The organism is Streptomyces sp. NPDC048604 (assembly GCF_043199435.1).
In the GTDB taxonomy this organism is placed as follows: domain Bacteria; phylum Actinomycetota; class Actinomycetes; order Streptomycetales; family Streptomycetaceae; genus Streptomyces.
Window position 1 is genome coordinate 264,221 of the sequence record NZ_JBICVX010000003.1, and the last position, 13,256, is coordinate 277,476.

At 73.1% G+C, this 13,256-nt stretch carries 13 protein-coding genes; 7 read left to right on the forward strand and 6 right to left on the reverse strand.

Annotated elements, in window-relative coordinates; all coding sequences use genetic code 11:
• Positions 1 to 145: 145 nt before the first annotated feature.
• Both ACGFMM_RS07795 and ACGFMM_RS07800 read left to right on the forward strand, forming a co-directional pair.
• Positions 146 to 310, forward strand: a complete 165-nt coding sequence (locus ACGFMM_RS07795) for a hypothetical protein (RefSeq protein ID WP_393644164.1) — start codon at positions 146 to 148, stop codon at positions 308 to 310.
• Between the two features lie 220 nt (positions 311 to 530).
• Positions 531 to 1,850, forward strand: coding sequence for a cytochrome P450 (locus ACGFMM_RS07800; RefSeq protein WP_393644166.1), 1,320 nt, complete (start codon positions 531 to 533; stop codon positions 1,848 to 1,850).
• Here the strand turns inward: ACGFMM_RS07800 and ACGFMM_RS07805 are convergent.
• A complete protein-coding gene (locus ACGFMM_RS07805) occupies positions 1,838 to 2,608 on the reverse strand; it encodes a hypothetical protein (RefSeq protein ID WP_393644168.1) in 771 nt (256 codons plus the stop codon). The genes ACGFMM_RS07800 and ACGFMM_RS07805 overlap by 13 nt on opposite strands.
• Before the next feature lie 52 nt (positions 2,609 to 2,660).
• The gene (locus ACGFMM_RS07810; protein ID WP_393644170.1) at positions 2,661 to 4,235 is read right to left on the reverse strand and encodes a FadD3 family acyl-CoA ligase; all 1,575 of its coding nucleotides are present in this window, start codon (positions 4,233 to 4,235) and stop codon (positions 2,661 to 2,663) included.
• A gap of 126 nt (positions 4,236 to 4,361) precedes the next feature.
• Between ACGFMM_RS07810 and ACGFMM_RS07815 the strand changes: the two genes are divergently transcribed.
• From ACGFMM_RS07815 to ACGFMM_RS07825, 3 genes are read left to right on the forward strand one after another with little or no spacing between them, the layout of a single operon-like run.
• Complete coding sequence (locus ACGFMM_RS07815) at positions 4,362 to 5,504, forward strand: lipid-transfer protein (RefSeq protein WP_393644172.1); 1,143 nt, start codon at positions 4,362 to 4,364, stop codon at positions 5,502 to 5,504.
• Positions 5,505 to 5,510: 6 nt separating this feature from the next.
• Positions 5,511 to 5,942 carry a Zn-ribbon domain-containing OB-fold protein gene (locus tag ACGFMM_RS07820; RefSeq protein ID WP_393644174.1) on the forward strand — a complete coding sequence of 144 codons (432 nt, stop codon included), beginning with the start codon at positions 5,511 to 5,513 and terminating at the stop codon, positions 5,940 to 5,942.
• Positions 5,939 to 6,739 carry an enoyl-CoA hydratase/isomerase family protein gene (locus ACGFMM_RS07825; RefSeq protein WP_393644175.1) on the forward strand — a complete coding sequence of 267 codons (801 nt, stop codon included), beginning with the start codon at positions 5,939 to 5,941 and terminating at the stop codon, positions 6,737 to 6,739. The genes ACGFMM_RS07820 and ACGFMM_RS07825 overlap by 4 nt, the downstream gene beginning before the upstream one ends.
• A 22-nt stretch (positions 6,740 to 6,761) precedes the next feature.
• On the opposite strand, the gene ACGFMM_RS07830 is transcribed toward ACGFMM_RS07825, so the two are convergent.
• The gene (locus ACGFMM_RS07830) at positions 6,762 to 7,262 is read right to left on the reverse strand and encodes a hypothetical protein (protein ID WP_393644177.1); all 501 of its coding nucleotides are present in this window, start codon (positions 7,260 to 7,262) and stop codon (positions 6,762 to 6,764) included.
• 87 nt (positions 7,263 to 7,349) lie between these two features.
• Positions 7,350 to 7,907 carry a hypothetical protein gene (locus ACGFMM_RS07835; protein WP_393644179.1) on the reverse strand — a complete coding sequence of 186 codons (558 nt, stop codon included), beginning with the start codon at positions 7,905 to 7,907 and terminating at the stop codon, positions 7,350 to 7,352.
• A 116-nt stretch (positions 7,908 to 8,023) separates the two neighbouring features.
• Between ACGFMM_RS07835 and ACGFMM_RS07840 the strand changes: the two genes are divergently transcribed.
• Positions 8,024 to 8,641, forward strand: a complete 618-nt coding sequence (locus ACGFMM_RS07840) for a hypothetical protein (RefSeq protein WP_393644181.1) — start codon at positions 8,024 to 8,026, stop codon at positions 8,639 to 8,641.
• 25 nt (positions 8,642 to 8,666) lie between these two features.
• Here ACGFMM_RS07840 and ACGFMM_RS07845 read toward each other — a convergent pair whose 3' ends face one another.
• Positions 8,667 to 11,087 (reverse strand): PQQ-binding-like beta-propeller repeat protein, encoded by a 2,421-nt coding sequence (locus tag ACGFMM_RS07845; protein WP_393644183.1) that lies wholly within the window; start codon positions 11,085 to 11,087, stop codon positions 8,667 to 8,669.
• 106 nt (positions 11,088 to 11,193) lie between these two features.
• Complete coding sequence (locus ACGFMM_RS07850) at positions 11,194 to 12,249, reverse strand: VOC family protein (protein ID WP_393644185.1); 1,056 nt, start codon at positions 12,247 to 12,249, stop codon at positions 11,194 to 11,196.
• A 288-nt stretch (positions 12,250 to 12,537) separates the two neighbouring features.
• Between ACGFMM_RS07850 and ACGFMM_RS07855 the strand changes: the two genes are divergently transcribed.
• The gene (locus ACGFMM_RS07855) at positions 12,538 to 13,185 is read left to right on the forward strand and encodes a TetR family transcriptional regulator (RefSeq protein ID WP_393644187.1); all 648 of its coding nucleotides are present in this window, start codon (positions 12,538 to 12,540) and stop codon (positions 13,183 to 13,185) included.
• The last annotated feature ends 71 nt before the right edge of the window (positions 13,186 to 13,256 follow it).

Sequence of the window (13,256 nt, forward strand, 5' to 3'; positions counted from 1 at the left end):
ATCCGTCGCGTCGGGGGGCAGACGGTTCGTCATGAGGCCCCACCGTTATGGTGATCGGCCCTGGACGTCCGCCCGGCGATCCTCGGGGGAGTCTCCGGGCGGACGCTCCGCTCTCCAGACCGAACAGCTACAGGAGTTGATCCTCATGGCCGACAACCTCAAGCCCACGGACGCGCACGCGACGGGCGAGGAGATCACCACGCTGGACGCGCACGCCACCAGCGAGCCGATCAAGCCGCTCGACGCCCACGCCACCGGCGAGCCGGTCAAGCCCACCGACGCCCACGCGACGTCGGAGCCGGCCAAGTAGCCACTCCCCCACGGGGTACGGCCGCGGCGGCGCCAACGGGGGAGCCGCCGGGGTCGTAGCGTCCGGACCGCCGGAGCGCTGGTGCTCGGGGGACGCTCGCGGGGCTCGGGGGATCCCGGCGAGCTGAGCACAGCGCACCACCCACCGGACGCACAAGGGAGGGGCCGGGCGAAAGCCCGGCCCCTCTGTGGTGCCATACCGCTCACCGGACCGCGTGCGAGTGACCGGAGCACACGTCGAGGACTCGCACGGCGTCGGCGCGGGCATGGTCAGAGCCGTCCCCTACTACGGAGGCTTCGCCGTGACGTCCCATCGTGCTCCCGCCCCGCCCGCCCTCTCCCCCGCCGTCGTCGCCGACTGGCAGGCCGGAGGGGGGTCCGTCTTCGAGCTGCTGAGTCTCGTCAACGCGCTCGGGCCTGTCGCGCGGGTGTCGTTCGGGGCGGTGGACGCCGTGCTCGTCTCGCAGCCCGAGGCCGTGCACCACGTGCTGGCGCTGCACCCCGAGCGGTATGTGAAGCGGTCGCACCGGCTGGCGCCGCTGCTCGGGGGCGGGGTGCTCACCGCCTCCGGGGACCCGTGGCGGGCGCAGCGGCGGCTGCTGCAGCGGCACTTCACGGGGCAGGGGATCCGCCGGTTCGAGGGGGCGATCGACGGGGCCGCCGAGCGGGCCTCGCTGCTGTGGGAGCGTGCGTCGGGGACCGGTGAGGTCCGGGACCTCGCCGGCGATCTGCGGTTCTACTCGCTGGACGTCATCTGGCGGTGCCTGACCGGGCGGCCGGTGACGCCGGAGACGTACGAGGAGCTGCGCGCCGTGGACGCGATCATCGGCGCCCTCCCCGTCGTCCCCCGGCCCGGCGACGCCCCGCCCGACCTCGGCCCGGAGTTCGCCCGTATCGACGCCGTCGTCGAGCGCACCATCGCCGAGGTCCGGGCCTCGCCGTCCGGCGCCGGCCTTCTCCACGTGCTGCTCGAGGCCTACGACACCGAGCAGCTCGTCCGCGACGAGGTCGCCACGCTGATCTTCGCCGGGCACGAGACCACCGCCACGACCCTCGCCTGGCTGTATCTGTTCCTCGACGCGGAGCCGCACTGGCGCGCCTGGGCCCTGGAACGCGGCGCCGACGGCGTCCGGGCGCTGCTCGCCGAGACGCTGCGGCTCTACCCGGTGGCGTGGCTGATGCCCCGGCACGCCACCGAGGACGACGTTCTCGCGGGCTACCGCGTCGGCGCCGGGGACATCGTCCTCACCAGCCCGTACTTCACCCATCGGGACCCCGGGCTGTGGCCGGAGCCCGACGCCTTCCGGCCGGACCGCCCCCACCTCGCCGAGCGGCATCCCGCCGGGCACGGCGCCTACTACCCCTTCGGTCTGGGGCCCCGCGCCTGCCTCGGCGCCCAGTTCACGCACCGCGAGGCGCAGGCACTCCTCGAACGCGTGCTCCCCGCCTTCGTCCCGAAGCTGCTCGACCGGCCCGGGCCCGCCTTCGACATCACCGTCCACCCGGCGGGGCCGCTGCCCGGCACGATTCAGCGGGCGTAGGCGCCGAGGCCGATCAGGCAGTACACGTACTCGTTGATGGTGGCGCCGTTCATCGTGTAGCGGTACGAGAAGGCGTACTGGGTACGGGGGTTGTTCCGGCAGCGGTTCATGTCGGAGGTGAAGGGGATCGTCTGGATCACCTTGTAGTGCGCGTCGGAGGCCGAGCACGACACCTCGTCCACGTCGCTCACGCTCTCCGGGGTCGTCGAGTCCGGCAGCGTGCCGTTGAGGCAGGTGCCCGCGTCGTACGGGTCCGGCGGCGCCTCCGTCGTCGGGTCGGGGGCGGGCGCGTATGTCGGCTCGGACGTCGGCTCGGACGTCGGTTCGGACGTCGGTGCGGACGTCGGTGCGTCCGAAGGTTCGTCCGACGAGTACTCCGTGGGCTCGTCCGTCGGCTCGTCCGTCGCGCCGTAGCTCGGCTCGTACGACGAGCCGTACGTCGGGCCCGCCGTGGGCTCCGTGTCGTCCTCCCCGCCGGCCGTCAGGACCAGCGCCGCGATCACCGCGCCCACCACGCCCAGCGTCACCAGAGGCCCCAGCGCCCCCGACTTCCGCACCGGGGCCGCGGGGCCGCCCTGGACGCTGATGCGCAGGACCGCGCCCGGCGCGCCGGGCGCGGTGGGGACGCGGACGAGGTCGCCGTCCCGGACGCCCGGCGGAACGTCCACGTGAGCGGGGCCGGACGGCAGCTCGAGCGTCAGGCCCACGCCGACGGCGGCCTGCCGGGACGTCAGGGACAGCGGGATCTCGATTTCCACCGGACCGCTCCGAAGTCTTGGGGAGGTGTGGGAGGTGGCGCGTCAACTGCTCTTAACACGCGCCCACTTGACCCCCCGGTTGCGCGGCCCGCTCCCTCAGTTCGCCCTTCGTCACCTTGCCGCTCGCGTTCCTCGGCAGCTCGGTCACGAACTCGACCTGCCGCGGCACCTTGTAGTTGGCCATCTCCCGCCGCGACCAGGCGATCAGGTCGTCCGCGGTGAGCGTCGCGCCGGGCCGCCGGACGGCGTACGCCTTGCCGACCTCGCCGAGCCGCGCGTCCGGGACGCCGATCACCGCGACGTCGGCGACGTCCGGGTGGAGGCCCAGGAGCTGCTCGATCTCCGCGGGGTAGGCGTTGAAGCCGCCGACGATGAACATGTCCTTGATGCGGTCGGTGATCCGCAGGTTGCCCGACTCGTCCAGGACGCCGACGTCTCCCGTGTGCAGCCAGCCGTCCTCGTCGATCGTCTCCCGCGTCGCCTGCTCGTCCTCGAAGTAGCCGCGCATCACGTTGTGGCCGCGGACCAGGACCTCGCCCGCCTCCGACAGGCGGACCTCCGTGCCCGGGATCGCCCGGCCGGACGTCGTCGCGATGACCTCCGCCCCGTCGCCGCGGCGGCACATCGTGACGATCCCGCTGGCCTCCGACAGGCCGTACGCCGTGAGCACCGTGTCCACGCCCAGTTCGCCGCGCAGCCGCTCCACCAGCCGCAGCGGCACCACCGCCGCGCCGGTGACGACGAGCCGCAGCGCGGACAGGTCGTACGAGGTGCGGGCCGGGTGGTCGAGGAGCGACTGGTGCAGCGTCGGCGGGCCGGGCAGCACCGAGACCCGTTCCGCCGCGATGTTCGCCAGCACCGTGTCCACGTTGAACACCGGCTGCGGGATCATCACCGCGCCCCGCATCAGGCAGGCGATGATGCCGGCCTTGTAGCCGAAGGTGTGGAAGAACGGGTTCACGATGAGGTACCGGTCGCCCTGCCGCAGTCCCGCCAGCTCCGCCCACACGTCGTAGCAGCGCAGGGTCTGGGCGTGGCTGATCACCGCGCCCTTGGGGCGGCCGGTGGTGCCGGAGGTGTAGACGATGTCCGAGGGGGACGAGGGGTCGACCGCGTCCGCCCGCGCGCGCACCTGCGCCGCGCTCACCCCGTCCCCCGCCGCGAGGAACTCCTTCCAGGTCGTGTAGTCGTCCGGGGCGGTGTCGCCGAGGACCACGACCCGTTCCAGGTCGGGGAGTTCGACCCCGGCCCGCCGCAGCGAGGCCACGTACGAGGTGCCGAGGAAGGTGCCCGTGACGAACAGCAGCCGCGCCCGCGACCTCGCCAGGACGTCCGCCGCCTCCGTGCCCTTGAAGCGGGTGTTCAGGGGGACGAGGACCGCGCCCGCCGTCACCGCGCCCAGCGCGGAGACGATCCAGTCGAGGGTGTTCGGGGCCCAGATCGCGACCCGGTCGCCGGACCGGACGCCGGTCGCGATGCACGCGGCCGCGGCGCGTTCCACCCGCTCGCCCAGTTCCGCGTACGAGACCCGCAGCCGGCCCTCGACGACGGCCTCCTGCGGCCCGTACCGCTCCGCCGCCGCGCGCACCAGCCTCGGTATCGAGCTCCACTCCAGGTCGCCGCGCATCCGCACCCCTCCAAAGAGCCGGTATCGAAGAGCAATCGAGCCGTCCGAAGACAAGTAGCTGACTGTCCGTCAGATTAGCTGTAGCCTGACGCGCTGTCAGCAGTGAGGACGACCGGAGGGGTTGCCGTGCTCAAGGACCGCACAGCCATCGTCGGGATCGGGCAGACCTCCTTCGCGAAACGGCTCCCCGAGTCCGAGAAGACGCTCGCCTGCCGGGCGATCCTCGCCGCCCTCGACGACGCGGGGCTGGCGCCCTCCGAGGTCGACGCCTTCGCCTCGTACACGATGGAGGAGACCGACGAGGTCGAGGTCGCCAAGGCGATCGGGGCCGGCGACGTCACCTACTTCAGCAAGATCGGCTACGGCGGCGGCGGTTCCTGCGCCACCGTCGGACACCTCGCCGCCGCCATCGCCGCCGGTCAGGCCACCGTCGGCGTCGCCTGGCGGTCCCGCAAGCGCGGCTCCGGGCCCCGGCCCTGGAAGAACACCGCCGTCCAGCTGCCCACCCCCGGCCAGTGGACCCGGCCGTTCGGGCTGCTCCGGCCCTCCGACGAGATCGGCATGCTGGCCCGCCGCTACATGCACGAGTACGGCGCCACCCGCGACCACCTGTTCAACGTCGCCCTCGCCTGCCGCAACCGGGCCAACCAGAACCCCGCCGCGATGATGTACGAACGGCCGCTGACCCGCGAGATGTACATGACGGCCCGCTGGATCAGCGAGCCGCTCTGCCTCTTCGACAACTGCCTGGAGACCGACGGCGCGCTGGCCTGCGTCGTCGTCTCCGCCGAACGCGCCCGCGACTGCCGGCAGAAGCCCGTGTACGTGCACTCCGCCGCCCAGGGCCTGCCCGCCCAGCACCACGGCATGGTCAACTACTGGAACGACGACCCGCTCACCGGCCCCGCCTGGACCGCCGCCCGACACCTGTGGAAACAGGCGGACTTCGGGCCCCAGGACGTCGACGTGGCGCAGATCTACGACGCCTTCACCCCGCTGATCCCGCTGTCCCTGGAGGGCTACGGCTTCTGCGACCGCGGCGAGGGCGGCGCGTTCACCGAGGGCGGAGCGCTGGAGATCGGCGGGCGGCTGCCGATCAACACCGGCGGCGGCGGGCTCTCCGAGGCGTACGTGCACGGCTTCAACCTCATCAACGAGGGCGTGAAGCAGCTGCGCGGCACGTCCACCGCCCAGGTCCCGAACGCCGCCACCTGCCTCGTCACCGCCGGCGAGGGCGTCCCCACGTCAGCCGTCCTGCTGAGGAGTTGATCCGCCATGCTGAGTCCCGTCGTCGACGAGGACGGCGCGCCCTTCTGGGCGTACGCCGCCCGGGGCGAGCTGCGCGTCCAGGCCTGCGCGGCCCCCGACTGCGGCGAGCTGCGCTTCCCGCCCCGCCCCTGCTGCCCGCACTGCCGGTCCTTCGACAGCGAGTGGCGGCTCATGTCCGGCCGCGGCCGGATCTGGTCGTACGTGATCCCGCACCCGCCGCTGCTGCCCGAGTACGCCGCCCAGGCCCCGTACAACGCGGTCCTCGTCGAACTCGCCGACGCGCCCCGCATCCGGCTGGCCGGCAACGTCGTCGCCGCCCCCGATGCCCCGCTGAACTCCGTCGACCCGGCGCGGCTGCGGATCGGCGCGGCGGTGAAGGTGGCGTTCACGGAGATCGACGGGGTCACCGTGCCCCGCTGGCTGCTGGAGCGCGGATGAGCGCCCCCGACACCCCCGGCATCACCGTGGAGCGGGACAAGGAGACCGGGGTCGCGGTCGTCACCCTGGACCGGGCCGCGAAGCACAACGCGATCACCCTGGAGATGGCGCACCGGCTGGGCGAGGTGTGGCGGGGCTTCCGGTACGAGGACGACATCCGCGCGATCGTCGTCACCGGCGCGGGCGGCCGGGCCTTCTGCACCGGCATCGACCGGGACGCGGCGCGGAACGTGCCGCAGCCCTCGTCGCCGTACACGATCGACGATCCGCTGCTCGCGATCGGCCCCAAGGCGAACGACCTGTGGAAGCCCGTGGTGGCGGCGGTGGAGGGGATGGCCTGCGGGGGTGCGTTCTACCTGATCGCCGAATCAGAGTTCGTGGTGGCCGGGCAGGACGCGACGTTCTTCGACCCGCACACCACGTACGGCATGGTCTCCGCGTTCGAGACGATCCTGATGGCCCAGCGGATGCCGTACGGGGAAGTCGCCCGGATGGCCCTGATGGGCACGGCCGAACGGGTCTCGGCCCGGCGGGCGTACGAGACGGGCCTGGTCAGCGAGGTGACCGAGCCGGGTGGGGCGCTCGCCGCGGCGCGGGCGGCGGCGGCCGTCGTCGCCTCGTACCCGACGGAGGCGGTGCAGGGCACCGTACGGGCCCTGTGGTCGGCGAAGGAGCCGGGGCGCACGGCCGCCCTGGCCCACGCCCCGCACCTGGTGACGCTCGGGAACCTGCCGCCGGAGCGGCAGGCCGGGCTGTTCACGGGGCGGGGCGGGGGCGGGGGCTTCCGGGTCCGCTGAGGCGGTGCGCCGGGAAGGCGCGTCAGGCCGCGGTGCGGTCGGCGAAGGCGACCTCGCACTTGGTGTACTCGGAGCCGTCGCCGGTGCCGGTGTACGGGGTGGTGGCCTCGGTGGACTTCGAGGCGCCGGCCTCGACGCGCAGGTCGTTGACCTGCGCGATCGCCAGGCCGGCAGGCTTTCCGGCGTCGCCCTTGAACTGCATGGTGACGTCGTAGAGGTACGCCGAGGAGTCGGTGTTGGTGATCGTCAGCTTGGCGACGAGGTTCTTGCCGTCCGCGCTGAGCGCGCACTCATCGATCTTGATGTCGCGGGAGGCGCGGTCGCGCGACGAGCCGCCGACGCCGCTGACGCTGCCCGAGGAGCTGCTGGAGCTGCTGCTGCTGTCGGAACCGCTGCTGCTGGAGTGGCTGGAGCCGCTGCTGGAGCCGCCGCCGCAGCTGGCCCCGTGGGAACCGCGGGCGCCGGTGAGCGCGACCAGGGCGATACCGAAGACGGCGATGGCACGGACTTGACGAAGCTTCACGCTTCAACCCCCGTTGAGTGTGTGCGAATGCGCAGGCAGGCGAGTTTGAACACCCGTCGGGATGGGTATTGACGGGCGCACGTCACCTTACTGGACGCTGACTGCCTCGATCTCACACTTCCTGACCTGATCGACCGCCGACGGCGAGGACATCGGCACGTCGACGGTCAGCGTCTGTCCCGGCTCCAGCGTGACGGTCTTGCTCGCGTCGTCCCGCTCCATCCCGCCCGCGTCAAGGAACTCCAGCTCAACGCGGAAGGTCTCGGTCACGGCCGCCCGCGAGGTGATCCGGACGGAGGCCGTGGTGTCCGCCTTGCGGGCCGGCCGGCCTTTGCGCTTCTTCTGCGCGAACTTCACGCAATCCACCACGGTGACCTCCGCCGGAGCGGTGGAGGAGGTGACGGTGGGTGTCGGCGCGGAGTCGGTCGGGTACGCGTCGGAACCCCCGCTGCCACTGCCGTCGTACTCGTAATCGTCGTCGTCGTGGTTCTTCTTCTTGGAGCTGGAGCAGCCGCCGCCGCTGCTGCTCTTGCTGCGGCTCTTCCCGCCGCTGCCGCCGCTGCTCTTGCCGGACTGGAAACCGGTCAACGCCAGCACGACCACCACCAGCACCGCCGTGAACCGCAGCCGTCGTCCCGCACCCACCGTGTCCCGCTCCTTCACCGATCCTGACGTGTTCGCGCCACACTAGCGCCGCGTGGCGGGGCATCCGCACCCGGCGTAGCGTCGGGACCGAGAGCCGGACCCGAGGAGGCCGCGCGATGATCCGCAACATCGTCGGCTCGGTCCTGGCGCTCGCCGGAGCGACGGCCGCCGTATGGAGCCCCTTCCGTGCCTGGTACGACGGCCGTCACGGCACCGACTACCGCATCGAGGACCTCTTCGGCGGGATCACGGACGTACGGGCCGAGGTGATCGGCTCGATCCTGCTGCCGTACGCCTTCGCCGCCCTGGTGACCCTGGTGGGCGTGGTGCTGCGCTCCCGGCTGCTCGTCGCCCTCGCCGGGCTGATCGTGCTCGGCTTCACGATCCTGTGGGCGGTCCGCGTCGGCCAGGTGGAGGACGGCCTCTCCGTCGCGAGCGACGGGGCCGGTCTCGGCCCCGGCGTGGCGATGGCCTTCGGCGGCGCGCTCCTGCTGCTCGCGGCCGCGGCGATGATGCCGGGCCGGCACGCCGGACACCGCACCCGGCTCACGGAGCCGACGCACCCGACCCACCCGGCGCACCCCACGCACCCGGCGCAGGGCGGCCCGCAGCAGCAGCCGCAGTCCCCGTACGACGGGTACGGGGAACCCACCCGGACGATGGACGTCCCGCAGTGGGACGCCCCCGACCAGGACCAAGGCCCCGGCGGACAGCCGCCGGGCCGACAGCGGTGAGGCGCGCAGTCGCCCGGTGGTGCCGTCAGGCCCGCGCCTGCGCCGCGCCGCGACCCGTCGCGGTGCCCTTCACCGCGTCCAGGGCGTACACGCAGCGGTCCTTGCTGCAGGCGTAGACGACGCCGCCGCGGGCCACCGGCGAGCCGGTGATCTCGCCGCCGGTCGCCAGCTTCCAGCGGAGCTGGCCGCCGGCCGCGTCCAGCGTGTACAGCACGTGGTCCGCGGAGCCGAAGTGCAGCCGGCCGTCGGCGACCACCGGGCTGCCGGTGATCGCGCCGCCCGCCGGGAACCGCCACTTCGGCGTGCCGGTGACCGCGTCCAGCGTGTACAGCGCGCTGCCGCTGGCCACGTGCACGTTGCCCGAGTCCACCAGGACCGGCTCGCCCGACTGGCGCTGCTCGGTGGCGATCCGCCAGCGGTCCTGGCCGGTCGTCGCGTCCAGCGCGTACACGGTGCCGAGGTAGTCGGCCAGGTACACGCCGCCGCCGGTCACCGCCGGGCCGGGCACGAACGCGGGCGGCGACAGGAAGACCGCGGGGGCCTCGAAGTGCCAGCGGACGTGGCCGCCGGCGATGTCGATGGACAGCACGCGGGTACCGGCCGCGACGTACACGCAGCCGTCCTCCGCCGGGGCCACCCGGACCGGCACGTTCCCGCAGGACGCGGCGTCGCCGATCGGGTACGACCAGCGCTCCGTGCCGGTGCGCGCGTCCAGCGCCTGGAGGCGGGCGTTCCGCCATACGTACACGGTGTCGCCGTGCACCGCCGGGCCGGCCTCGGGAGTCTCGAAGTCGGTCTGCGCGCCGCTCAGCTCCCACAGCTTCGCGCCGTTGGACGCCTCCCAGCCCTGCACGCCGCCGCCGCGGGTGCCGGTGACGACGGTGCCGCGGTCGACCTTCAGCGAGTACACCCAGGCGTCCGTAGACAGCCGCCAGCGCTCCGCGCCGCCGGCGGCGTCGAGGGCGTACAGCGTGGGCCCGTCGGAGGCGTGGATACGGCCCTGGGCGACCGCCATCGACCAGGCGACGTCCTTGGTCTTGAACTGGCGGCGGCCGCTGGCCGTGTCCAGGGCGTGCACCTCGAAGGAGGTCACGTAGAGCAGGTCGCCGTCGACGACCGGGGTGCCCCAGACGTCGTTCGACATGCGGAACCGCCAGGGCCGCCAGTGGCCGGGCTCCGGCTCGGCCGGCGGCTCGGCGGGGCGGGCCGGCCCGGGCAGCGGACGGGAACCGGGCGCGGGGCCGGGCTCCGCGCCGGGCGGACGGACCCAGCCGGTGGCCGGGCCGGTGTCGGCGACCATCGAGGCGCGGGTGTCGGCCACCCGCGGGCCCGGGCCGATCGGCACGGCCGCGCCGGCCAGCCGCACCGGACCGCCGTCGCCGTGCGCCGACTCGGCGGGTCCGGCGTGCCGGCCGCCGACCGGCCCCACGCCGACGGGGGCGGGAGCGCGCGGGTCGCTGTGGTGCGGCCCGGACGGGGGCGGGCCGGGCGGGGGCGGCGGCGTGGCGGCGCGTCCGGACGGGCCCGGGCCGGGCGGGTGCGGCAGGGTGGTGCGGCCGCCGCGCCGGGTCTCGATCATGGCGACGGCGCTCTGCGGCAGCCACGCCGAGGCGGTGCCGCTGTCGTCGCTGCCGGGGCCGAAGAGGTGCGGGGCGAGCTGGGCCTGCAGATCGGCCGGGCTGGGCCGGAGCGAGACGTCCATCTGCATGCAGGAGTCGATCAGCGGCCGCAGCTCATCGGGCAGACCGGCCAGGTCCGGGCCCTCGCGGAGCAGCATGAACACCGTCTCGACCGGGTTCGCGCCGTGGTACGGCGCATGGCCGGTGGCGGCGAAGACCAGCATCGAGCCCAGCGAGAAGATGTCGCTGGCGCCGGTGACGCTGCGCGAGTCGCGGGCCTGCTCGGGCGACATGTACGCGGGCGTGCCGACGGCCACGTTGGTCATGGTCAGCCGGGTGTTGGAGACGCCGGACGCGATGCCGAAGTCGATCACCCGGGGGCCGTCCTCGACGACGAGGACGTTGGACGGCTTGAGGTCGCGGTGGACCAGGCCCGCGCCGTGGATGGACTGCAGGGCCTCGGCGACGCCGGCCGCGAGCCAGCGCACCGCCTGGGCCGGGAGCGGCCCGCACTCGTTCACTATCTCCTCGAGCGAGGGCGCGGGCACGTACGCGGTGGCCAGCCAGGGCACGGCGGCCCGGGGGTCGGCGTCCACCACGGCCGCGGTGTAGAAACCGGAGACCGCGCGGGCGGCCTCCACCTCGCGTGTGAACCGGACGCGGAACAGCTGGTCCTCGGCGAGCTCGGTCCGCACGGTCTTGATCGCCACGCGCCGGCCGGACGCCGACCGCGCGAGATAGACCAGGCCCATGCCTCCGGCGCCGAGCCGGCCCAGCACCTCGAAGGGACCGATCCGCCTCGGGTCGTGCTGCGTCAGCTGCTCCACTTGCCTTGCCACCTCCCCGTACGGGCCATGAGGGTACGGCCCCGTCGCCCCCTGATTCTTCCTGTCCCGGGCGGCGGTTGCGAACCCGGGGGCGGATCGGGGTGTCCTAGGTCATATCGTCGGGCTTTTCAGCGGACTTTTCGGCCGTTTTCGCCGGTTCGGCGGGAGCGGGGGCCTCGCGCGTGGTTCCGGGGGCCTGTTCCGCGGCCGATTCTGTGACGGATTCCGCAGCCGTTTCCGTGCGGTCGTCCTCCTCGCCGCCGTCCGTACCGGCCTTGCTGCCGTCCGTACCGGCGTCCGTACCGGCGTCGGCCGATGCGCCCGTCGCACCCTTCGCGCCGTCGCCCTCCTCCGCGCCCTCCTCCGCGTCCGCCTTCCGGGCCGCTCGTCCGCGCTTGCCGTCCGCCGGCTCCGCGAGGACGGCGAACCGTGCGCCCTGGTTGTCGGTGAGGACGGCGATGCGGCCGTGCGGGGTGTCGAAGGGCTCGTTGGTGATCCGGCCGCCCATCTCGACCGTCGCGGCGCAGGCCGCGTCGGTGTCGGCGACGGCGAAGTAGACGAGGACGTGGCCGGGCATCTCGGCCGGGAAGGCGTCGGTGATCACCGCGCGGCCGCCGAACGAGGAGTCGTCGCCGGGCCGCGAGCCCGGCGGGGACCAGATCCGGTAGTCGAGGTCGCCCTCGGCGAGGTCCTGGGCGACGTAGCCGAAGACGGCGGCGTAGAAGGTGTCCACGGCGTCCTTCTCCCGCGTGTACACCTCCATCCAGCAGAAGGAGCCGGGCTCCATGTGCGTCTGGATGCCGTCGTCGCGCTCGCCGCCCTGGCGCAGTCCGAACACCGCCCCGCCGGGGTCGGCGGCCAGCGCCACGACCCCGTACGGCCCGACGGGGTACGGCTCCATCACCATCTGGCCGCCGGCGGCCTTGATCCGCCCGGCGAGGACCCCCGCGTCCGCGGTGGCCAGGTAGACCGTCCAGGTGGTGGGCATCCGCCCGTCCCGCTTGGGCACGAGCCCGGCCGCGCGCTTGCCGTCGATCCGGGCCTCGCCGGTGGCCGGGTCGAAGGTCCAGCCGAAGAGTTCGCCGTAGAAGCGCTTGCCCGCCTCGATGTCGGGGAGCTGCACGTCCACCCAGCACGGCGTGCCCTCTGCGAATACGGCCATGGGCGTGGTTCCTTCCAGATACCGGTATCCGGTGTCCACGCTAGGTCGGGGCGAATCGCCCCGCACCCCCTGATATCGAACATGTGACGGCATGGTTGTCCACCGACGTTATCCACAGGCTGTTAATAAGCCTATTCGGGTAGGCGGGGGGCGGCCCCGCGTACGGAGACCCTTTCGAGGGGCCCGGGAGCCGCGCCGGGGACCGCCCGCGGAACCGCTCCCAGGGGCGTGCACCCCATTTGCAGTCGGTCGAATCGCGCCTCGATCACCCCTCGGTAAGCTGACGGCATGACAGGACAAGTACGCACCGTCGACGGCCGCGTGGCCGGTCGACGAGGTCAGGCGACGCGGCAGAAGCTGCTCGACTGCCTCAGCGAGATGCTCAGCTCCTCTCCGTACCGGGACGTCAAGGTCATCGACGTGGCCCGGAAGGCGGGCACTTCGCCCGCGACGTTCTACCAGTACTTCCCCGACGTCGAGGGCGCCGTGCTCGAGCTCGCGGAGGAAATGGCCAAAGAAGGCGCGGGGTTGACCGATCTGGTCTCCGGCCGCTCCTGGGTCGGCAAGGCCGGCTGGCAGACCTCCGAGGAGCTCGTCGAGGGCTTCCTGGACTTCTGGCGCAAGCACGACGCCATCCTGCGCGTGGTGGACCTGGGCGCCGCGGAGGGCGACAAACGGTTCTACAAGATCCGTATGAAGATCCTGAACTCGGTCACCAACTCCCTTACGGACGCGGTGAAGGAGCTCCAGGCCAAGGGCAAGGTCGACAAGGACGTCAGCCCGGCCGCGATGGCCGGCTCGCTCGTCGCGATGCTCGCCTCGGTGGCCGGCCACCAGAAGGGTTTCCAGACCTGGGGGGTCAAGCAGGCCGAACTGAAGCCCAACCTGGCCCTGTTGGTGCACCTCGGGATCACGGGCAAGAAGCCGACGAAGTAGCCCGCCGGCTCCGGGCCACGGCCCGCTCGCGGCCGGCCACGGCCACCTGCGGCCCCCCACGGCCGCACCTC